We start from the raw sequence: 20,547 nt of genomic DNA on the forward strand, positions 1-20,547 counted from the left end.
GCAGGAGCGAGCAATGGCGAGCGAAATAACGGTCTACAGTCGCGATGGAGGCTGGAAGGCAGACGTTGAAGCGTGGAAGAACAACTTCTTCTTCTCCAACACCGTGGGTACGCAGGTCACGGTATACCGAAAAGGCGGCTCCAGCATCTGGGGCGGGACCAGCTGGGATCGGGCGGCTGCGCGCGAGATTTACATTCGATGCATCTACAACGGTGGGCGGGCGTACCAAGAAGGCCGTTGGTCCAATCAAAGCCATGCCGAGTTGAAACAATGGTCTGTCGGCACGGTGGGAGTGACGATCAGCGATAACGGCACGGTCCAAGGAGATTTCGGCTCGGCTACCTTCTCAGTTGATTCTGTCGAGGGTGTGGTGTCCGGATACTTTGGAAACGGTGAAGGTTTTCAAGCCCGGGTGATGGCCAGCAGCTGGATATCCGATACGAGTATCTGGTGATCGCTTCGGATTTCATTCGTGTGCGTTTCGGATCGTCGGGCCCCGCTCGTCGGCGAGTCGAGCACAACCTGGTCCAACTCGCCGGCGGTCCAGTCCAGGCCCTGGCGACGCATGAGGATGTGATCGAACGCCTGCAGCCTGTCACCTCGGCTCTCACACCCTCCGAGACACACACAGACGTGCTTCCTGGCTGGACCACTGAGCGGGTCACCGGCGTTGCGCGTTGGGGAGCCAATATTGCGGAGCTGGGCATTCCGAGGCAAAGCGGTGTGGCATCACAAATTCTCGACGAGGCAGCCGCCTTCAACTTGGCAGTCGCGGCTTTCGACACCCTGGTCGATGAGCGTCCCGCACACCTTCCTGAGGCCGCACAAGCCCTCGACCCCCAGCGGCTTCGGAAGCGGATGAATGGCGACATCCGCTGCTTATCTTCCCAAACCTCGGGTACGAGTGCCCGATCGGTGGTCGCACTCTTCGACCATGTCCTAGGTAGCCTGGCATTTCGGCTGGCGGATGCTCCCAGCGATCGTGCAGCGCTGGCCGTGCTTTTGGAACGTATGTATCTATCAGAGATGGGAATCGGCTCTCCACTGATCGCGAAGAGGCTCCCCACCATATTCATCGGCCGACTCGCGAATACGTCCGATGATCGTCACGTGTCTCGCGTATTCGAAGCGTTGGCGCGGTTCTTTGCGGCTTGGGACGACTACGTCGATCTCAGTCGGGACTGGATGAGTTTTCACGCCAACGAGTTCTTGTGGAGTTCGAACACCTCGCCGATGTTCCCCCGACTCTCTGCTGCCGCTCTCGGAATGATGCGCCTGTCTTTCGCGCGACGGTCCCGCTCTTCGATCGAGCGAGGTCTCGTGTTGCACGCCCAGCACGCGCTTCGTGCCGCACGCCAATGCGGTCGTGAGCGCGAGGTGCGTGCACTCATTCGGGGTCTCACGCAGGGATCGCAGTGAGCGATCCGCGGCAACTTGTCAGGCTGGGGTTCTTGGGGGGGTTTGATCGGCTGATCGAGACCTCCGAACGCGCCCGGAATCGGCACGTTGCGATACCCCCCGGTGGGAAGCCCGATGTGGCAAGCGCCATAGCCCGCGGCATCCGGTATCTGGAGGCGAGTCAGCATCGGGATGGTTCGCTGCGCGGGTTCATGCTGCTACCGGGTGCCTCGACAGACTGGATCACTGCCCACGTCGCGGTGGTACTGGAGGACACTCCTGGCGCGACAAACCTGTGCGAACGTGCAGCGAACTACTTGCGATGGTCGCTCTCGGATCGAAGAGGGTGGGGATACAACTCACGAGTCGGAATAGATAACGACAGCACAGCGCAAGCGCTGATGGTGCTGAGAAGGTTTGACCTCGCAGTCCCTGAACATGTTCTGGCCGAGTTGATTTCGTCCCGATATCCGATGTCTGGTTATCCGACCTACCGTTCGGGCGGAAGTTCGGATCCGATGTTTGCGCCGACTGGCTGGCATGTGCCTCATCCCGATGTGTCTGCGGTCGTAGTTTGCCTATTGAGTCGTCTCGGGATCATGGAACGCGAGGTCGAAGAAGTTATCGATTGGCTGTCGGAGCAGACAGTTGAAGGGGTCCTGCCCTCGTACTGGTGGGACGGGTGGCATTACGGATTGTGGGTTCAGAGCATGATCCGACTGGGGCCTGCGGGCATCACTGATGCCCGGGCACTGCAATTGGTTATGGCGCACAATACGAACCCACAGTCAGGAATGGTGTTGAACGCGTTGCTGCGACTCCGTTCAGACCCCCTCACAGCCAAGTGCGCCAGGGACTGCGCCGAGAGACTGTGCAGCACACAGAGTGACGATGGCTCTTGGCGATGTGGGCCGATCCTGCGTGTGACCAATCCGCGCGTGTACAGTTCGGGCCCGGAATCCAGAGGGCGGCTCCACCGTGATCGACGTCGCGTGTTTTCGACAGCCCACACTGTTGCTGCGCTATCTCGATGGAATCATCACTCGCTGGCTCAGTGAGCTTTCCCGGAGCGGGTGAGCTGAAGCGGTCGGCTGATTCGACGCAACACACTTCCCAGGAGACCTGGGAAGCAGGTAACCCATCTCACCTGATAAGCCCCACGGCAAGAGTCTGTCGGATTCGGCACTCGCGGGGTGCCGCGAACCCCACACCGCCTGCGCTACCCTTGGTCCCACCAATGGGACATGCGAGGCGGAACACCATGATGCGCACGAGTGGCACGATCAGGCTCACAATCGCGTGTGCGACCGCGGTGACGGCGACGATCGTGGGGGGCATCTGTACTCCGGCTTCGGCGTCGCCGCCCGTGGTGATCAATCCCGGCAGTGGCATCGTGCACGATTCGAATGGATGCACCATCGGCTTCACCGGTGTCGCGGACGACGGCACCAAGCTCGCTTTCACCGCGGGTCATTGTCTCGGTGCTGACCCCACAGTCCCGGTCACCGACAACGCCCGGCGCCCGATCGGCCGGTTCGCCGACGCGGTGCCCGAGCGAAGCGATGTTGTGAGCAGTGGCGATGCCCGCGGTTACGGCGTCATCGAGCTCTACCCCAGCGTCCAGATCTCATCGGTCGACCGTGACTGGGGCCAGGTTCTTCAAGGATTCGCCGACGCTCACGTCGACGACCGGATCTGCCACATCGGTAGACATACGGGTCTCGCGTGCGGCACCGTCACCGCCATCGCTCCGAACATGGTCACCGCGCGGCTCCCGGTGGGCCCTGGCGATTCCGGTGGCCCCGCCTACATTTCCACCGGACCACACATGTACCGACTCGTCGGGATCGTGATGGCCTCGGACGAAAGGGGGCGCACAACACTGATCGATCCCATCGACCGGTTCCTCACCGACGTACACGCCGCCTATGGCACCGACTGGTCAACGCTGGCCACTCTCCCCCACGACACCGAGTAGTGCCGTGGAGCTCTGATTTGGAGCGACGCTGGAACCGTCGCGCGACGGGGTCTCGGGCGTTGGTTGGTGATCACCCCTGCCTGCGCGAAGCTCGGTGGTGCGGCTTGGCTGGCCGACACAAAGTCCCCCGAGTTGGAGGCGACAATTCCAACCGCGAGGGCCAGGACTGCGATGAGCCACCCTGCCGCTGCGAGGGGGTAGTAGCCGTGGCCGGCGACGAAGCGGTAGGTCCAGCGCAGAGGCTTTGAGGGTAAGGCCATCGCATCCGGTCTCCAGTAGCAACGGGATCGATCCCAGGAACTGGTCGGCGTCTATTTCCAAGAGGTGCACCACCGATGCGACGACGCGGCGTGACCATTTGGTTCCCGTCGAGAACTACGTCCAGGACTGGGACCTCGCGGAGGCGTTGGTCCGTGACGCAGTTGCCGCTGCCTTCTTCGCGGATTCGTCCGGCGACAACCGCGAGAAAATCGAAGTCCTGGAACGGGGACTGCAGTTCGTCCAGACTTCCGACGAGTTCGATCGGGACGATTCGCTGACCCGCTCGGTGGAACCGAACTAGAACCTCCACCCGGACGATGCCGCACTACTCGAACTGGAAGAACCTTCCCTCGACGGTGAGTGATCCAACTTCGCCATCCCACAGTATCGACTCGATAACAAAGGGCTCCGCGAAATCAGCAGCGAATCCCTGGGCCATCACCCCGTTGTGGACATCGTCCGTGACGCAAGAGCGCAGCTCAACGGACCAGTGCCGCCGCGGGCTAAAGATATCGACCGTTTCTTGGATGGCCTCCGGGGATGCCAACCGGATAGTGCAAACTGCACCGTGCACCTGGATTCCCCGTCCTTGGGTACGGGTTCACCCACAACACCGCTATCGAAGTACGGAAGAGACATGACCGGCGAGGAAATACGGTACGAGGTCACCGAGATCAAGGCGATCCGGGGCACCGAGGCGAAAACGATCACAAGCAAGCAGCAGGAAGGCTGGGAGCTGGTCACCCAACAGAAGGGCCGCCTGCGAACCACCATGACCTTCCGTCGACCAAAGCCAAAGACCCCCTGGCGATTGTGGGCTGCACTCGGCGGCGTCGCGGTTGTCGGGGTGGGCATCATGACCGTCGGGGCGATATTGGAAGACGACAGCGACGCGTCCACGACCGACGCCGTGGCAGCCTCGAACGCCGAGCAGTCCTCCCCGCAGCCTGCTCCGGAACGGGAAGCGGATCCCTCCTCGTCGGCTGACCCGATGATCTGCGATACGAAACAAATTTTTGGAGATCCATGCAAGTTCGGTCAGACCGCGATCTACAGCGACACGGTGCGGTCGGGCGAGGTGAAGCTGGAGATCACCGTGGGCGCACCGGTCGAGTTCACGCCGAGTGAGGACGCGATCATCCTGTATGACCGGCCTCTGCAGCCCGTGAGCGTCTACTTCCCGATCACCATCAAGAACATATCGCCTGACTCAACCAATCCGACTACGGTCCACACCCAGGCGATAAACGCCGAACAGGGCGAATACGGCGACATCCGGGAAGTGAGCGACGGCGACGTCGGCTTGCGCTCGGTCACCTCAGCTCTCAGCCTGCCCGTGAACGAGTCGTTGAGCGTCAAGGAAGGCTGGAACATGAAAACGCTTGAGGGTGTCGAGTACAGCCTGAGGATCGATGGTCTGGCCGGATACAGCATCAAGTTCACGCGGTGATCCTCAGGTGACGGGCAAGCTCGCCGGGAACGATCGTTACCGCGACCGCCACATCCGCAGCCTGTGCCTCACCACTGCTGATATCCGTGCAGTCGACTTCTGAAACTGACAGTCGTCCTGCGGAAACACGCCGCCGAGGTGTCTTGCAATCCCATCTCGAAAGCCGAAGTGTCAAAACCGCGCAACCGACGGGATAACGAGAAACCCTAGGCAGGGGAACGCATGTCACTGATCGGATACGCGCGAGTGTCCACCACCGACCAGAATCCGCAGCTGCAGCTCGACGCACTGGCCGCCGCTGGTGTCGACCGCGTGTTCACCGATCACGGTGTCTCGGGTTCCAAGACGTCACGTCCACAGCTCGACGCCGTGCTCGACTACCGGCGCCCGCGCGACACCCTGGTCGTGTGGAAGCTCGACCGGCTCGGCCGCAACACGCAGCGTGTTGGGTTCTGTTCGCTGACCGATGGCATCACCACCGACGGGCCGATGGGCCGGGCGATGCTCACGATCATGGCCGCGTTCGCACAGCCCGAACGGGAAATGATGATCGAGCGCACCCGCGCAGGACTCACCGCCGCAGCCGCGAACGGTCGCAAGGTTGGCCGGCCCCGCAAGGTTGACGCCACCGACGCCGAGCGGGCCCGCGCATGGAAGGCGAAGGGCCTTTCCGCCCCGGAAATCGCGCGGATACTGGGCGTGTCCCGGGCGACGATCTACCGCTACCTTGAGGCCCCGGCCGCCGCGGTCGAGGTAGCCGAGTGAGCGCCGGCGGCGACGCATTCCGCGCTGCGCACGCGCTGGGCCGTGCCGCGTCACTGCGCCGAGAACGGCTCGACGCGAACCCGTGGCGGGTCGTGGGCGGCACCAGCCGCGAAACGTTGATGGCCCGTTGTTGGCGCGCTGGGTACGCGTCCCACCACCCCCGACCCGACTCCACGTAATCCCCGCAGCCCGTCGCGTCTCTACACTCCGACCGAGCAATCCCCCACCACCCGCAGCCCCGGCCGTCCTGGTCGGGGCTGCGCTGCGTAAACGGATCTTCTGACTACGGATCAGACGGTCGCTCGACGTCGAGGAACTCGGCGAGGCCCTCATGCGGCAGCAGCGCGGCGGCCTGGTCCTCGACGGCCTGGTGGTCGTACGGCGGTATGAGGTGCGCGAAGCATTGATTGGGGCCGAGGAACTCGTCGAGCTCGGGCCGATCGGCGGGGGTCTTGTCGGTGGTCATGGTGGAGCCTCCTGCGGGTGTGGCGGGCGAGGGTAGACCAACGTCGCCGAGCTGGTGACCACGCGCCCGCCAGCGCAGGTCCGGCAACTCACCCGTTTACCGCTGTCAGGGTCGGGGACGAAGTCGTGACCGTAATGCTTCCGGTGACCTCGATTGCGCCCGCAGGCCCGGCAGTTTCGCCACCCATTCTTCAGGAACGTATTCTCCGCCGTGAACTCATGACCGGCCGGGCAGAACTGCGGCACCGCCTTTTTCGCCTCGTAACAGACGAGGCAGCGGCGTACCGTCGTTGGGTTGCTCGTGTCGATCACATACTCGTGCCCATGCTTCGGCACATGATCGGCGTTGAGGCGGCACAGCACACAGTTGCGCCACCCCTTAGCCGTGTACTCAGTCGTCTGGTCGGTGAACTCGTGTCCATTGATGCAGTGCGCGGGCGGCGGGTTCAACTCGCGGCAGGTAAGACACCGACGCTTCTTGGCCGGGCCATCCGGGTCGGGTACGAACGGGTGCCCGAACTGCGGGATGTGCGTCCGATCCCAGATGCACTGCTGGCAGTACCGTTTGCCCTGGTTGTCAATCCGCTTGTTCTCGGGGGTGTACTCGTGGCCTTGCGGACAGAACTGCGGCGTGGATTCCGCTCGTTGCCGGCAGATCAGGCATCGTCGGCGCAGCGCGCTGGTGTTGTCTGTGTCAGCGACAAACTCGTGCCCGTGTATTTCAACGTGATTGCGGTCGGTGTTGCACTGGCGACACCTCCGGTGCCCGTCGAGGTTGTAAAGCGTGTTCTCCTCGTCGTAAGGGTGGCCCCCTGGGCAGGTGAGGACGACTAAGGCAGCGCGCCTGAGGTTTTCGCCAATCGTCACTGCTTCGAGGTGGTTCGGATTGCAGCACAACGGGACTCCACACAGGTGGTCGATTGTGAGGTTGTGCGCTGACCCCTCGCCGTTTGCAAGCTCGTAGGCCAAGCGGTGAACCAGGAATGTTCGACCCTTCCGCTTCTGACCCGACACCCACACATAGATACGGCCGTAACCTTGCTTGTTCTTGGGGCCCGTCCAAACCTGGCAGTCATCGGTCAGCGCGTGAAAGGTCTTGCCTCGCTCCGATACCGGCTGAGGAACGAGACTCTCCTTCAGCTTCACCTCGGGCGACGCAACAACGCCGCTCAGACCATGCCCGTCGAGGTACGTCATCGCGCGGGCAACGCTGGGCGCGACGGTGATCAGCTCGCCGCAGCCGCAGCCGCATCTAACCTTGTTCGGGTCGCCGTACTCCCTCAATCGACGGGCATGCGACTGGCACAGCCCGCCAGTGAAGTGCTGGCGCTCACACCCGTCGAGATCACATCTGCGACCGGTTACCCCGCCGCTTCGCTTCACTAGCGGCGGAGTCGGCTCCCCCTCCATCGGGACCCGCGTACCCGGCTCGGTGTTGTGCTTGCGCGCATTGCAGTCCCAGTGAGCCGCGCGACAGTTGTCCATCGTGTGAGGGCCGCCCTTTGACAGCGGAATCACATGGTCGATGACGGGGGACAGCGGTTCATGCGTGCCCCCGGTTACTCGGGCTGTTCGCAGAGTTTCCGGGATCAGTGCCCCGCACAGGTGGCAGATCCACCCGTCACGCTCAAACACCTCGCGGGCAACTACAAGTTCGGTCTCCACTCCCCATCCCGCTGCACGGTTGACCATGTCGCGTGCCCGGACGAGGTCCTGCTTGCGTTGTTTGACGTGTTCGGGGCAACGCTGACGGCTCGGCCCACGCCCCGACGGACGCGGGTCGAACATCGCGTCGCAGTCAGCGCACTCGATGAGCATGGAACCCTCCTCGCATCCATTGCATCATCAGCGACCGACACCATGCACGCGTGAGGTCGGTACCTACGAGGTGAGCGCGTACCGAAGTCGTCAATTACGGACCGGCTCTCCGATTGACCACAACCACCCCCGACGCGCTGACCTACCGTGTCGGGCTAAGTCACGCCGCGAGCCATCGCTACGAGTTGTGTTCGGGCCGCCGTCGATTCGGTCTCTTTGCTGTACGACCCGGCGATCCTTGATATCGGGCCGGAACGAGAAGTGGCTGATCCAGATCGCCAGGCAGATGCGCAGTACGACCGGCGGATCCGCGCCATGCGTGGTTGATCGAACGGGGCACGGAATGGAAGTGCCCCGGCGGCTCTCCCTTCCGCCGGGGCACGTCTGGGGCGAGTTGGCCGTTGAGGTCCGAGTCTCGCCACAGGTCTCCTACGCGCCTGGGGGCGCGTGCGCAACAGTGGGCAGATCAAGCAAAGGGTGCGTTCGTCCTTGGTGCGCCCCACGTCGAGTCATCGGCCGTGCAACCGGTCCGCGCGGCTCCCCTCCGCGATGCTCCGACACACGGTAACACCGCGGCGTCTTAGCTCGGTGGCCGGCGCGGGGCGTCGGCCCATCGCTTCGGCCCGAAGCGCAATCCAGGATCGAGTTCGTGGGGTTCATGCGGCGAGCAACGCTTCGAGTTGTGTTCTGCCGCGGCTGATTCGGCTCTTCACCGTTTGCACACCGATGCCTTGGTGTTCGGCGATCTCGGCGTAGGACAGGTCGGTGAACTCGCGCAGCACGATGGCCTCGCGGAATTCGGCGGGAAGTTCGGCGAGCGCACGGCGCACGGCGTCGACGTCGACGACGCGGTCTTCCACCGAGGGCGCGCTGCTCGCGGTGGTGAGGTCGACCAGTTCCGTCGGGTCGACGAAGTCGGTGGCAATCCGGGCGGCGCGGCGGCGGTGGATGTCGATGGCCGCGTTGGATACAACACGATAGAACCACGTGCCAAAGCGGGCTTCGCCGTTGAACTTTCCGAGATTCTGCCAGGCCGCGATGAGTGCGTTCTGCAGTGCGTCTTCGGCGTCTTCACGGTTGCCGGTGATCCGCAGGGAGATGTTCCAGGCGCTTTGTCGTTGCGGTGCGATGAGTTCGGCGAACGCGGCCCGGTCACCGTCGCGGCAGCGCGCAAGCAGCTCGGTTTCGCTCACTGGATCGATCTCCCCCGGTGGTTCTGTTTCGGGCCGCCTCCCCAGCGCCCAGACTTCGGAGCCTAGCAGCCGCCATGAATTCCATCGCGGCTGCGGTCATGGTCATCCAACCGGAGCATCCCGGTGTGATCAGTACCCGTCGGTCTCGAACCCGGCGTCGTCGTGGCCGAAAGCCGAGTCATGCCCCAGACTGGTGCCGTCGTCGTGCCCGATCTCGATGTCGTCGTGCCCGAGGCCGGTGCCATGACCGCCGCCCGACAGCAGATCGTGGAGATCGACACCCGTGTCGTGATGGTCGGTGCCGTGGCTTCCCGTCAACAGGTCGTGGAGATCGACGTCGGTGTCCTCAGCGGGGGTATTCACGGTGTCGTCCATCGTCGGCACGAGGTCTGAGTCCACGTCCGGGGTATTCGGGTCGAGTGCGACGCCGATCATGTGTTCCCACAGATCATCGGGCAGATGTTCGCCCACCTCATGCACGAGGACATCCAGGATCTGGTCCAACAGGGAAGGGGTTTCGTCGGGTGTCATTTTGGGTGGTTCACGTCCTTTCGTCTGGCCGTCATGGCTGCTCGAGCGTTGGACGCGCCGGCACCACGGAATGTTCCCGACAGTGTGCACCGCGAGCTGCGCGTGGCCTACCGGGCGGGTCCCGACCCCTGGGTGTCGGTGGTGTCCGCGGTGGATGAAGATCGCGGCAACGGTGTGCGCGGCGATCCTGCGAGGGGTTCGGGCCGTGCTCGGCGGAGTTCGCGATGCGATCTTGGTAACAGCGGGTCCGGGAACCTTCCCGCCGGGGGCCGCGTCTACTCCTGTGACCAGCCGAGTAAGCCGCACTCGGCGCAGCCGACCCCACTCGACGGAGATTCGATGTACCCGAACCAGTACCCCGCCCCCGCTCACGACTATGGCCGGGCGCCGATGCCCTCTCCGCACGCCGGATGGGCTGCTGCGGCCGTCATCTTTTTTTGGCCTTTGGCCTTCTCTGCGTTCAGCCAGTCCTCGAAGGTGGTGGCCCTGTGGGTTGTTGGAGACTTCCAGGGCGCGCAGAACGCTTCCAATCGCGCGAAGAGGCTCGGTAAGATTGCGCTTCTGCTCTGGGCAGTGATCACCGTCGGATTCATTGTCGTCTACGCCGTGATCCTCGGTGCGATAGTCCAGGACGTCAACGATCTGAACTCCTACTGACCATTTTGTCCAACCATGGCCCGGCAGATCCTTCGCGTCTCACGACAGTCGGATGATCTAGTTTGGGTCAGGGGCGCGTGTGGCCGCTGGCGGGCCGTGCTCGGGCGATCCGATCTCCTTCTCGACTGAAGTGTGGTCGAGGTGGATCCGGGCGATGCAGCATCCCACCCAGAAACTCGGGGCGGGCGTCGGGAACTTTCTTTGCTCCCGGCGCATCCAACAAGTAGAACCCAATTCGAACAGACCGAACGAGGAGCAGAGTCATGGACCTGGACATTCCCACCTTCGACAGCGACGGAAACGACATGAGCGAGCCGGCCGCGCCGTGGAACAACCCGTTCGACCCCGATGGCCTGCTCGAAGTCGAGGAACTCGACATCCCCACCTACCTCGACTGACCAACTACGCCTGAATGGTCGTCAGGATCTGCGGCTGCGCTTGATGGCCGGGTCGAGATCGGTCATCAAGCGCAGGGGGCTGACCGGGGTCCGGAACGGGATTGCAAACGCGGCAACGGGTGGCGCCGGGGCGCTTTGCGCATCGGACCCGGCTCGGTGTCCGGGTAAGCCGTTACCTTTCCGCGCATGACACAAGAACCAGCACCCACCGACGCTATGACCTGGCGAAACGCCCGCAAATGGGCGTCCGCCAACCGCACCACCGGCGCCGGCACGCGCCTGCGTGCCGTGCGATGCAGCACCCGAGCGGCCCACGTCATGCGGCGGCGCAGCTCCGTCACCCGCCGCCGCGGCCGCGTGATCGTCGCCGTGCTCGTGGCATTCGTCGCGTTCCTGGTACTGAACACCGCACTCGCCCAATCCACGCCGTCGCTCTCCTCGCGCTTCGTCTTCGTCGGCATCTCCGTGGCCGGCTTCGTGGCGTGGTGGACGATGATCACCGCTTCAGCGGTCCGCGCCACCCACGAGCCCGGGTCCGCACCGGCGACCGCGACGATCACCGTCGTCCGCGGTCACGGCTGCATCGAAGTCACCGACTGGGCCTACCTCCCACACGAGGGACCCGTAAGCCTCATCGCACGACGCGCGGCCTACGACCTCGGTGCCAGCCTGCTCACTTGGGCGGATGAGCGCGAGGTCGTGCTCGTCGCCAGCGCCGCCAGTCCCACGCTCGCCGCGTTCTACCGTGACTGCGGCTTCACCCACACACCCACCCGTGAACATCACGCAGGACGAGTCACCCGCATCATCGGCTGGCTCATGCCCTTCCAGCCGGCATTACTGCGCTACCCGGGCACTCCACTCCCCGACCCGGACAGGGCCTTCACTCACTTCGCCCGATAGCAAACACCATGGGTTAGGAGACAACATGGATCAGTCAGTCGCGATCGCCAACGCCAACGCCAACGCACATGTCATTGCAGTCATCGCCGGTGTCGCGGTGCAGAACTAGCGCAGGAAGTAGGTAGCGGTGGCAAAAGAACAGCCACCAGCACTGGTGATCGAGGCGACGGCCTGCACCTCAACCGGTCCAGACGAGCAAACCCCTGCCGACGATTCGTATCAGACCGCGATCACCGAACTCACGGACGCGCAGCGAGCCTGGTACGAGAAGGAAAGGACCGACGGGATCGACAGCTCGTGGATGCTGACCAGCCCCGAACCGCCCGCAACAGACGAAGCGATCCACGTTGCTGAACAACGTCTCGGTGTGCACTTCGATCAGCAGTACACGCAATGGCTCCACCACGTGAACGGCTGGAAGTCGTTCTCCGGCGCCACCGACCTCCTCCCCCTCGACAGCATCGCACGGGACTCGCTCCCCGCACAGGGACTTCAGGTGTACAGCGAGAGCGGGGAACTCACGCCCGACAGGGTCGGCGTCGACTCGTTCGACGACCTGATCGTCATCGGCGGAACCGAGGAGGGCTCGAACTTCATCGCCATCGAAGCCGCCCCCAACCCCGAGACTGCGAGCATGCCGGTATACGAGTTCGGCCACGGGGACGTCACCAAATACGACGATTTCAAAACGTTCCTCCAATCGGAGATCGACACGCTGAACCAGATATGAACCACAGAGCAGCGACCCTCAATCACCGGGTCCCGGCGGCGGGAAATTACGGCACGACCGAAATACATCCCTTCGTCGGACCGAAGGACAAGGAACCGATAATGCGACTGGTTCGGACCACAGTGATACTGCTGGCGGCACTGGCCGCCGGCGCGGCCTGTGCACCGTCGGACCCCGACGCTCCCGGTGACTGGTGCGAAGAAGCGATCGTGAACCTGACCAGCGGGCAGCAGCGGTTGTACGACTACTCCAGGGCGCGCCACCCGAACCTGGATCGGGAGTGGATCGCCACCAAGCCGAACCCGCCCGCGACTGAAGCATCGATCAGCGCTGCCGAGCAGAGGCTGGGGACGCACTTCGATCAGCAACTGCGACAGCAGTTCGCACACGCCGACGGTTGGCAATCCTTCGCGGGAACATCGAGTCTGTATTCGACCAGCGAGCTGACCACCGACTCCCCCGTACGCACGATCATGAACGACCTGATGGACGAGTTCGGCGTCACTGCGGACGAACTCGGCGTCCAATCCCTCGACGACCTGATCCTCATTGGCGCCAACGACGTCTCAGATACGTTCATTCTCACGACCGGCTGCCCGGACGACAACTGTGCCAGCGCCCCGGTGTGGGACTGAAGGGTAGCCACGAGAAGTACAACGGACTTCAAGACTTCCTAATCTCGGTGGCCGAGGAGCTCAAAGCTCAGCCGCCGAAATAGGGTGAACCGCATACCAGTATGTCAACCCGTGGGTCGTGCAGACATCGGGCAGATTCAATCGAGACGAGATCGAAGGGCAGGTTCGCGGTCCTTCCTGCCGAACGAAGGAGCCGACGATGCGACTGGTTCGGACCACAGTGATACTGCTGGCTGCACTCGCCGCGACCGCGGCCTGTTCACAGCCGGGCCCCGACGCATCTAGTGATTGGTGTGCCGACACGATCGCAGCATTGATCAGTGAGCGGCAGCGCTGGAACGACTACGACAAGGCCCACGGCGCAGAAAACGAGGACCTGTCCCGGTTCGTGACGCCGCCGAACCCGCCGGCCACCGCGGAACAGATCGATGCCGCCGAACAACGTCTCGGCAAGCGGCTGGACCGGCAGTTGCGCAATTGGCTCGAACACGCCAACGGCTGGGAATTCGTGTTCGGCACCACCGCCCTGTTCTCGACGCAGCAGCTCACCCCGGACTCACCCGAGCGCGAGATCTTCCTCGAAGGGATCGACGAAACCAGCACGCGCACAGATGAGTTCGGAGTGGACTCCTTCGACGACCTCATCATTATCGGCACCAACGACAACCAGAGCGACTTCATCCTCACCACCGGATGCGACGACGACAGCGACTGCGACAGCGCACCCGTGTGGGCCTTCGACGGTGACATCAGGACGTTCTCCAGCCTCCGCGACTTCCTCACCGTAGAGGTGGAATCGCTGAAAGCAGCGAAACGGTAGTCCCAGCACTACTTCCCGGCCGAAACGGTGTACACACCCAGGGTCTCGACGACGCTGAAACCAGCGAAGCGGACTCGGGTTCGAGAGGAGCCGACGATGCGACTGGTTCGGACCACAGTGATACTGCTGGCGGCACTGGCCGCGGGGGCGGGCTGTTCACCGTCGGACCCCGACGCTCCCCGTGACTGGTGTGCCGACACGATCGCGGCACTGATCAGTGAACAGCACCGCTGGTACGACTACGACATGACCCACGGCCGAGGAAACGTGGACCTGACCTGGATGGTGACGCCGCCGAACCCGCCGGCTACCGCGGAGCAGATCGACGCCGCCGAACAACGTCTCGGCAAGCGGTTGGACCGGCAGTTGCGCAATTGGCTCGAACACGCCAACGGCTGGGAATTCGCTTTCGGCACCACCACCCTGTACTCGACAGATCAGCTCACCCCGGACTCACCCGAGCGCGACATCTTCCTCGAAGGGATCGGCGAAACCGACACGCAGATAGACGAGTTCGGCGTGGACTCCTTCGACGACCTCACCATTATCGGCACCAACGACAACCAGAGCCGCTTCATCCTCACCACCGGATGCGCCGACGACAGCGACTGCGACAGCGCACCCGTGTGGGCCTTCGACGGCGACATCGAGAAGTTCGCCGGCCTCCGCGACTTCCTCACCAAGAGAGTCGAGGGGCTGAAAGCAGCGAAACGGTAGTCGCAGCACTACTTCCCGGCCGCGCGAACTTCAAAGAAGCCCTCTCCTGGAATCCGTTAGGCAACATGGGTCAGTCAGTCGGGATCGCCACGCACTTGTCGTCGCAGGTCATCTCCGGTGTCGCGGTGCAGAACCAGCGCAGGAAGTAGGTAGCAGTGGCAAGAGAACAGCGGCCAGCATTGGCGATCGAGGCGACGGCCTGCACCTCCTGCTCACAACCGGACCCCGATGCTGCCGGTGATTGGTGTGCCGACACGATCGCGGCACTGATCAGTGAACAGCACCGCTGGTACGACTACGACATGACCCACGGCCGAGGAAACGTGGACCTGACCTGGATGGTGACGCCGCCGAACCCGCCGGCTACCGCGGAGCAGATCGACGCCGCCGAACAACGTCTCGGCAAGCGGTTGGACCGGCAGTTGCGCAATTGGCTCGAACACGCCAACGGCTGGGAATTCGCTTTCGGCACCACCGCCCTGTTCTCGACGCAGCAGCTCACCCCGGACTCACGCGAGCGCGAGATATTGCTCCAGGTTGCACACGACTCCGACACGCAGATAGACGAGTTCGGCGTGGACTCCTTCGACGACCTCATCATTATCGGCACCAACGACAATCAGAGCGAATTCATCCTCACCACCGGATGCGCCGACGACAGCGACTGCGACAGCGCTCCCGTGTGGGACTTCGACGGCGACATCAGGAAGTTCTCCAGCCTCCGCGACTTCCTCACCGCAGAGGTGAAATCGCTGAAAACAGCAAAACAGTAGTCGCAGCACTATTTCCCGGCCGGAGCCCGGTCCACACCCCACCGTCTCGATGACGCCGCAAGACTGCCATACGGACTCGGGTTCGAGAGGAGCCGACGATGCGACTGGTTCGGACCACAGTGATACTGCTAGCGGCACTCGGCGCCGCGTCGGCCTGCTCACCGTCGGACCCGGACGCTCCCGGTGACTGGCCTGCCGACACGATCGCAGCATTGATCAGTGAGCGGCAGCGCTGGTACGACTACGACAAGGCTCACGGCGGAGAAAACGAGGACCCGACCTGCCCTCATCTTGATGCGCGCAAGGTCGCGGTGCTACGCCGGTGACGGGTCGTTGGTGTAGATGTAGAACGCGCCCGGGTCGCGGCCGCTGCGGTCCGGGCCGATTCCACTGTTCGCGCGCCACTGGCAGTCCTCGATCGAGGACAGGTGTGGCCCGAAGGTTTCGGCGAGGTGTTGCCAGCAGGATGCCTCGTCGCTAAATCCCCACAGTCCGAAATCGGGGGAAACCGTCTTGTGGTACACGGCATTCGGTGCCGCGGCCGCTGGGGCAGCGAAAAGTACTGCGCTCGCGGCCGCGGCAGTGAGCGCTCCGATGGCCGAGACAGGTCGTCTTCTCATCAGCTTTCCCCTCATGTTGTCGTTGTCGTCCGCGAACTCACGTACTCGCGGTGTCGTGCGTGATTCCCGTTCAGTCGTCGCCGCGGTTGGTGTCCCGCTACGCCAGGAAACAATCTCGGCGCAGGTGGCGAGGTCTCGGGGCCCTTGGCCCCCGAATCCCCACCTCATGCCGGTCGGCGAGCCAGATCTCCCCCGCCGGTGAATCGTTTCGGGCGTGTCAATATCGTCGCCAGTTCCTCCTAACCCGCCGTGGACCGCCGCCGTTGGGGCCAGTCGGACTGTCAGGTCAGCCGATGGCCTCGGCCCAGAACCCGTTGTCGTCGATGACGATCCGGGCCGCACCATCGATTTGGTCAAGTTTCTAGACTGCCTCTTCAAGGTGGACGGACATGAGCAGCATCCACTCCTCCCAAGGCGACCTGCCCGGCGGCGCGTCGTTCGCGCAGAGGCAGTAGTAGTCCGACAGTTGTTGCTGTGGTGTGATCGTCAGCGGGACAGGCGGATTCAGTGTCGCACCGCGCCGCTGCGTGATCGACAGTGCGCGTTCATCACCTTCGATCGTCAGGTCGTACCACCCGCCAGCGGTGATCACGGAGTCGATCAGCTCCGGAGTGGACGGTTCGCTCATGTCCGCACCTCATCATGTTTGAGAGTTTCCGTGGACCTATCGGCCTCGGGTTGCATCACCGATCACACCTGGCAACCACCGCCCAAGCGAACGTCGCGATTTCCCTGGAGCGGGGCGCTGTGATCACGCGAAATGGCCTGACCAAACGCGATATCGAGACAATCAGTCTCACCACGGACGACCCACAAGGATTCGTGCGAGCCGTTGCAGGACTGTCCAGCGTGTCCGTCGTAATGGTTGCCCGGCGTGTCCGGAGACATCACCACTTTGGAGGCACAGGCGCTTTGCCTTGGTGAGACAAGGGTCATCGGCGGAACCAACGTCTTCGATGCGCACGTTCCCGTACATCGAATGCCCGCCGATGCCCCCTACCCGAAACCGCCCCGGTCAACCCGCTAGCCACCACACCCGAGTTTTGCTTCACGGCACGAGCGAGTGATCGGCGCGGGCCGAGATGTTGGCGTATCCGCCTCCCTGCTTAGGTGTTTTCAGGTGCCTCGGAGACGAGATACTCCTTGAGGAGTAACACGCCCGGCTCCAACGCTGGGAAGTCGTAGTCGGCATCCGCGCGTCGGAACGCGATCTGGATCGGAGTATCGGGATCCAGGGCGCTGAGAGAGCCCAACGAGAATCGATGGCGCAAACCGAACTCATCGAGTAATTCGAGCTCGTCGGGTGATACCCCGTATCGATCGAGCAGATACTTCAAGGTGGGCGGGCCCGACGGTCTGTCCTCGGGAGGAAGCCGGCGCAGAAACCGCTCGAACTCCTCCTCCGCCGCCGCCTTGGCGGTGATCTGGACCTTCTTTATTGACATCCCTGACTCCAATGTCGCTGGTCGTAGTACGAGTTCTACCCGATCTGGGTGCTTATGCGCATTCCGCTGCAATCCTCCACGGCCCACACGGACCCGTCAGCATACGTAGAGACACCGACGGCGACGCACAGCACGCTGGCGGTGTGGCGCAGTGTCGGCGAGAGCGCCTCCGCTTGCGCCACGGCAGCACCGGCCGCCAACGGGACGGCGAGAGCAACGAGAAGAGTGCAGGCCATCGTTTTCGGTTTCAACACGGAAGTTCCTCCATCAGAAAGTGATTGATACGGACAACCGTTCGATGCGCTGAATGCGCGGGAAGTTCCCATGCCCGCGCGGCGCCGCACTAGGCGGCTGTCGAAGATGGCGAATATCCACACGCTTGACGGGTCGCCGGCGAACGAGGACGTCACGGGTCCACCCCTAGTCGATCGCCGCTGCGCTTCACCAGCGACGCATTTCGAGACTGTTGAGCTTCTCCCTCTAGGTGATACCGCCGGGCCTGGCCCTTGGATGCCGAGGATGCGAGAGGCCTCACCTTGGCTGTGATTCACGCCACGCGCGTGGCCGGGAACCATCGGCCCTGCGACGGCATCCAACATTCCGAACCACCCGAACGATGCAGGACAACTCTCGCGGTCAGCGCAAAAGCCCTGTGCCCGTGTCGAACCAGGAGAAAGGAGGACCATGATGGTTAGGAAGGCGCTACTCGGTGCCGTGATCGCACTCGCCCTGCCTGCTGCAGCGATGCTCTGCGCGACCGGAATCGCTTCGGCCGGCTCGATGCCCGGAAACGGGGAAGCCTGCACCGGAGAGTTCGATGCAAGCTACTGCTGGTCGATCCGCAACGGCGCGATCCAGCACCTCAACCTCGGCGGTGAGGATTACACCGCCCCCGAAGTCGACACCACCCCGTACGCCCCGCTCAACCTGGGCTGAACGGGGCAGGACACCGCGCGCCCGACGCGCTCGATAGCAGCACGAATTGTTCAACGTTCCTCGAGACTTCCCGGCGTCATGTGCCCCGGGTGCAGGGGTCGACGCGCCGCCGGGGGCGCGTCCAGACCACCACCCAGCACTTGCACCCGGGGACAGCCGGCGGCCGCCCACTAGAGGGGTGTGGGCGGCCGCCGCGCTTCTGTAAATGGTGGCCGTCGGGGCAATCAGGTACTGGAGCCTGGAGCGGTCGACGACCGCCCGGCTCCCCCAATCGCGGCGTCACGGCCTGACCAGACAGCGTCGGCGAGTTGCCGGTGCCTCGATCTGCTTCGCGGAAAACCACCGCGCGAGAAGCGAGAGCTCCCCCCTCAACCGGATGGGTTGTGGTGTAGCCGTCCATGACCAGGCATCGAGTCATACGGAACATTTCGCGTCGCCGGTGCATCAAGGTAGGTGAAAGCATCGACAGCCAAGGAGGATTCATCTATGAAGAGGTTCATCGCTAGTGTTGTCCTGGCCGCAGGACTGACCGGTACCAGTCTCGTCCTGGCCACCCCGGCACTTGCGCAGCCGTTCGAGGGGCACTGGCAGAACTGCACCGGCGAATTCGATGGCTCCACGTGCTGGCACAACGAACACGGCGTCATCGAACACCTCAACCTCTGACCCCGCCGACCGAGTGTCTGCGCACAAGTAGCGCACCGCACCCGAGGTCACCAATTCTGGCTGCTCAGCCGGCCCTCGGTCGCGGAGTGGCACGATCCCGCGGGCGATCTCCATCGTCGTCCTCGAACTGGTCACAGGCCGGCGCGACCTGCGCTGCGATAGGCGCAGGGCGTCGGAACCCAACTGGGGCAGCGTGTCCGAGCGAGCTAATGATGCTCCCTTCCCGACTCAACGGTCGAGGCCAGCGGTGAGGTCGTCTGCCGTCGGTAGTGCTCGCTGCATGTCCGGTGGCAGCGCGTCATATGTGTAGGTGGAGACAGCCATCGGCGCGTGGCTTCCACCGAGTGCGTATCGGACGGTCTTCTCATTGTGGTCCGCGCACACGAGGATCCCGACCGTCGCGGCGTGCGCCTCACGGCGGAGCCGGTCATCGACCAGGGCCACATAGAAGCCGAGCTGTCCGGCGTCTTCGGGCCGGAACTTGCCGGCTTTCAGTTCCACGACGATGTAGCGGAGCTGTTCGACGTGGAAGAACAGCAGGTCGAGGTAGAAGTCGTCGCCGTCAACCTCGAAATGCAGCTGTCTGCCCACGAAGGCAAACCCCGTACCGAGCTCACGCAAAGTGTCGACCATGCGCTCCATCAACGCGTTCTCGAGGTCTCGCTCGGCTACTTCACCGCCGAGTTCGAGGAAGTCGAACACGTAGGGGTCTTTGGCTATCTGTTGAGCAAGTTCCGAGTCGGCCGGGTCGAGCCGTTGGGCGAAGTTGGACGCGCCCGCGCCGGCGCGCTCGAGCGACCGGTTCGAAATCTGATTGCGTAGGACGTTGCGTGACCAGCCTTGTTCGCTCGCCGCCCGGGCGTATCGATCCCGCGTGTCTTGGTCGTCGAGCTTGTCGAGCAGGAGGGTGATGTGGCCCCAGGGCAATTTCCCAACAGCTTGTTGGGAAATTGGCCGATCGCTGGGCCACGCGGCGGCAAAGCCGCGCATGTACTGCAGATTCGAGGCGGACAGGCCCCGGTTGGTGGGGAGTTCGCGCCGCAAGTCCTGGGCGAGTCGGGCGATGACTTTCGAACCCCATCCTTGGTGACGTTGCCGGTCGAGGATGACCCTTCCGATGTCCCAGTACAGCTCGATTAGCTGAGTGTTGACTGTCCGCTGCGCGGCAGTGCGGGCAGCGGCCACGCGACGCTTGACTTCGGCCAGGACCGCGTCGTAGTCACTGGGCAGGGCAAGATCGGCGTTGCGCGAATTGCCGGTCGAGGTCACCGATACCTACCTCGCCCGTCCGTCAACCGCAGCAAGTATCTCGTGCGGCATCGTCGCCCCATATCGACATTGTGCAGCATGCGGTGAAGCGTAGCGGCGATGCGCGAGCCGCCGCGCGG

Annotated in this window: 25 protein-coding genes; 17 read left to right on the top strand and 8 right to left on the bottom strand. The window is 63.4% G+C overall.

Going from position 1 to position 20,547, the window contains the following annotated elements; translation table 11 throughout:
- The first annotated feature begins 13 nt into the window (after positions 1-13).
- From OG921_RS24345 to OG921_RS24370, 6 genes are all read left to right on the top strand, one after another.
- Entirely contained in the window at positions 14-454 is a 441-nt protein-coding gene (locus OG921_RS24345; RefSeq protein WP_266113622.1) for a hypothetical protein, read from the top strand.
- On the top strand, positions 451-1,419 hold the full coding sequence (locus OG921_RS24350; protein ID WP_266113623.1) for a hypothetical protein: 969 nt from the start codon (positions 451-453) through the stop codon (positions 1,417-1,419). Before OG921_RS24345 ends, OG921_RS24350 begins: the two co-directional genes overlap by 4 nt.
- Before the next feature lie 1,240 nt (positions 1,420-2,659).
- Entirely contained in the window at positions 2,660-3,376 is a 717-nt protein-coding gene (locus OG921_RS24355; protein ID WP_266113624.1) for a hypothetical protein, read from the top strand.
- A 358-nt stretch (positions 3,377-3,734) separates the two neighbouring features.
- A complete protein-coding gene (locus OG921_RS24360; RefSeq protein WP_266113625.1) occupies positions 3,735-3,938 on the top strand; it encodes a hypothetical protein in 204 nt (67 codons plus the stop codon).
- Between the two features lie 336 nt (positions 3,939-4,274).
- Positions 4,275-5,087, top strand: a complete 813-nt coding sequence (locus tag OG921_RS24365; protein ID WP_266113626.1) for a hypothetical protein — start codon at positions 4,275-4,277, stop codon at positions 5,085-5,087.
- Between the two features lie 222 nt (positions 5,088-5,309).
- Positions 5,310-5,852 carry a recombinase family protein gene (locus tag OG921_RS24370; protein WP_266113627.1) on the top strand — a complete coding sequence of 181 codons (543 nt, stop codon included), beginning with the start codon at positions 5,310-5,312 and terminating at the stop codon, positions 5,850-5,852.
- Between the two features lie 283 nt (positions 5,853-6,135).
- Here OG921_RS24370 and OG921_RS24375 read toward each other — a convergent pair whose 3' ends face one another.
- From OG921_RS24375 to OG921_RS24390, 4 genes are all read right to left on the bottom strand, one after another.
- Positions 6,136-6,318 carry a hypothetical protein gene (locus tag OG921_RS24375; RefSeq protein WP_266113628.1) on the bottom strand — a complete coding sequence of 61 codons (183 nt, stop codon included), beginning with the start codon at positions 6,316-6,318 and terminating at the stop codon, positions 6,136-6,138.
- Positions 6,315-8,135 (bottom strand): HNH endonuclease, encoded by a 1,821-nt coding sequence (locus tag OG921_RS24380; protein WP_266113629.1) that lies wholly within the window; start codon positions 8,133-8,135, stop codon positions 6,315-6,317. Before OG921_RS24380 ends, OG921_RS24375 begins: the two co-directional genes overlap by 4 nt.
- Before the next feature lie 656 nt (positions 8,136-8,791).
- Complete coding sequence (locus OG921_RS24385) at positions 8,792-9,328, bottom strand: RNA polymerase sigma factor (protein WP_266113630.1); 537 nt, start codon at positions 9,326-9,328, stop codon at positions 8,792-8,794.
- 129 nt (positions 9,329-9,457) lie between these two features.
- Positions 9,458-9,859: a hypothetical protein gene (locus OG921_RS24390; RefSeq protein ID WP_266113631.1), complete on the bottom strand. Its 402-nt coding sequence runs from the start codon at positions 9,857-9,859 to the stop codon at positions 9,458-9,460.
- A 339-nt stretch (positions 9,860-10,198) separates the two neighbouring features.
- Between OG921_RS24390 and OG921_RS24395 the strand changes: the two genes are divergently transcribed.
- The 9 genes from OG921_RS24395 to OG921_RS24435 all read left to right on the top strand — a co-directional run bounded on the left by OG921_RS24395 (position 10,199) and on the right by OG921_RS24435 (position 15,818).
- A complete protein-coding gene (locus OG921_RS24395) occupies positions 10,199-10,516 on the top strand; it encodes a CD225/dispanin family protein (protein ID WP_266113632.1) in 318 nt (105 codons plus the stop codon).
- A 263-nt stretch (positions 10,517-10,779) separates the two neighbouring features.
- Positions 10,780-10,914 carry a hypothetical protein gene (locus tag OG921_RS24400; RefSeq protein WP_266113633.1) on the top strand — a complete coding sequence of 45 codons (135 nt, stop codon included), beginning with the start codon at positions 10,780-10,782 and terminating at the stop codon, positions 10,912-10,914.
- Between the two features lie 186 nt (positions 10,915-11,100).
- Positions 11,101-11,817, top strand: a complete 717-nt coding sequence (locus tag OG921_RS24405; protein ID WP_266113634.1) for a hypothetical protein — start codon at positions 11,101-11,103, stop codon at positions 11,815-11,817.
- Positions 11,818-11,944: 127 nt separating this feature from the next.
- The gene (locus OG921_RS24410) at positions 11,945-12,547 is read left to right on the top strand and encodes an SMI1/KNR4 family protein (protein ID WP_266113635.1); all 603 of its coding nucleotides are present in this window, start codon (positions 11,945-11,947) and stop codon (positions 12,545-12,547) included.
- A gap of 101 nt (positions 12,548-12,648) precedes the next feature.
- Complete coding sequence (locus OG921_RS24415) at positions 12,649-13,182, top strand: SMI1/KNR4 family protein (RefSeq protein ID WP_266113636.1); 534 nt, start codon at positions 12,649-12,651, stop codon at positions 13,180-13,182.
- A 199-nt stretch (positions 13,183-13,381) separates the two neighbouring features.
- Positions 13,382-14,002: an SMI1/KNR4 family protein gene (locus tag OG921_RS24420; RefSeq protein WP_266113637.1), complete on the top strand. Its 621-nt coding sequence runs from the start codon at positions 13,382-13,384 to the stop codon at positions 14,000-14,002.
- 96 nt (positions 14,003-14,098) lie between these two features.
- Positions 14,099-14,719: an SMI1/KNR4 family protein gene (locus tag OG921_RS24425; protein ID WP_266113638.1), complete on the top strand. Its 621-nt coding sequence runs from the start codon at positions 14,099-14,101 to the stop codon at positions 14,717-14,719.
- A 155-nt stretch (positions 14,720-14,874) separates the two neighbouring features.
- Entirely contained in the window at positions 14,875-15,492 is a 618-nt protein-coding gene (locus OG921_RS24430; protein ID WP_266113639.1) for an SMI1/KNR4 family protein, read from the top strand.
- 98 nt (positions 15,493-15,590) lie between these two features.
- Complete coding sequence (locus OG921_RS24435; RefSeq protein ID WP_266113640.1) at positions 15,591-15,818, top strand: hypothetical protein; 228 nt, start codon at positions 15,591-15,593, stop codon at positions 15,816-15,818.
- Here OG921_RS24435 and OG921_RS24440 read toward each other — a convergent pair.
- The 3 genes from OG921_RS24440 to OG921_RS24450 form a co-directional block, all read right to left on the bottom strand.
- Complete coding sequence (locus OG921_RS24440; RefSeq protein WP_266113641.1) at positions 15,807-16,112, bottom strand: hypothetical protein; 306 nt, start codon at positions 16,110-16,112, stop codon at positions 15,807-15,809. The genes OG921_RS24435 and OG921_RS24440 overlap by 12 nt on opposite strands.
- Before the next feature lie 361 nt (positions 16,113-16,473).
- Complete coding sequence (locus OG921_RS24445) at positions 16,474-16,740, bottom strand: hypothetical protein (RefSeq protein WP_266113642.1); 267 nt, start codon at positions 16,738-16,740, stop codon at positions 16,474-16,476.
- A 478-nt stretch (positions 16,741-17,218) separates the two neighbouring features.
- A complete protein-coding gene (locus tag OG921_RS24450) occupies positions 17,219-17,557 on the bottom strand; it encodes a hypothetical protein (protein ID WP_266113643.1) in 339 nt (112 codons plus the stop codon).
- 684 nt (positions 17,558-18,241) lie between these two features.
- Here OG921_RS24450 and OG921_RS24455 point away from each other — a divergent pair.
- Positions 18,242-18,493: a hypothetical protein gene (locus OG921_RS24455; protein WP_266113644.1), complete on the top strand. Its 252-nt coding sequence runs from the start codon at positions 18,242-18,244 to the stop codon at positions 18,491-18,493.
- A gap of 486 nt (positions 18,494-18,979) precedes the next feature.
- Complete coding sequence (locus OG921_RS24460; protein WP_266113645.1) at positions 18,980-19,159, top strand: hypothetical protein; 180 nt, start codon at positions 18,980-18,982, stop codon at positions 19,157-19,159.
- A gap of 228 nt (positions 19,160-19,387) precedes the next feature.
- Here the strand turns inward: OG921_RS24460 and OG921_RS24465 are convergent, their stop codons facing one another.
- Complete coding sequence (locus tag OG921_RS24465; RefSeq protein WP_266113646.1) at positions 19,388-20,428, bottom strand: YhcG family protein; 1,041 nt, start codon at positions 20,426-20,428, stop codon at positions 19,388-19,390.
- Positions 20,429-20,547 lie beyond the last annotated feature (119 nt).

The sequence above is a fragment of the Aldersonia sp. NBC_00410 genome, assembly GCF_026342035.1.
In the GTDB taxonomy this organism is placed as follows: Bacteria; Actinomycetota; Actinomycetes; order Mycobacteriales; family Mycobacteriaceae; genus Aldersonia.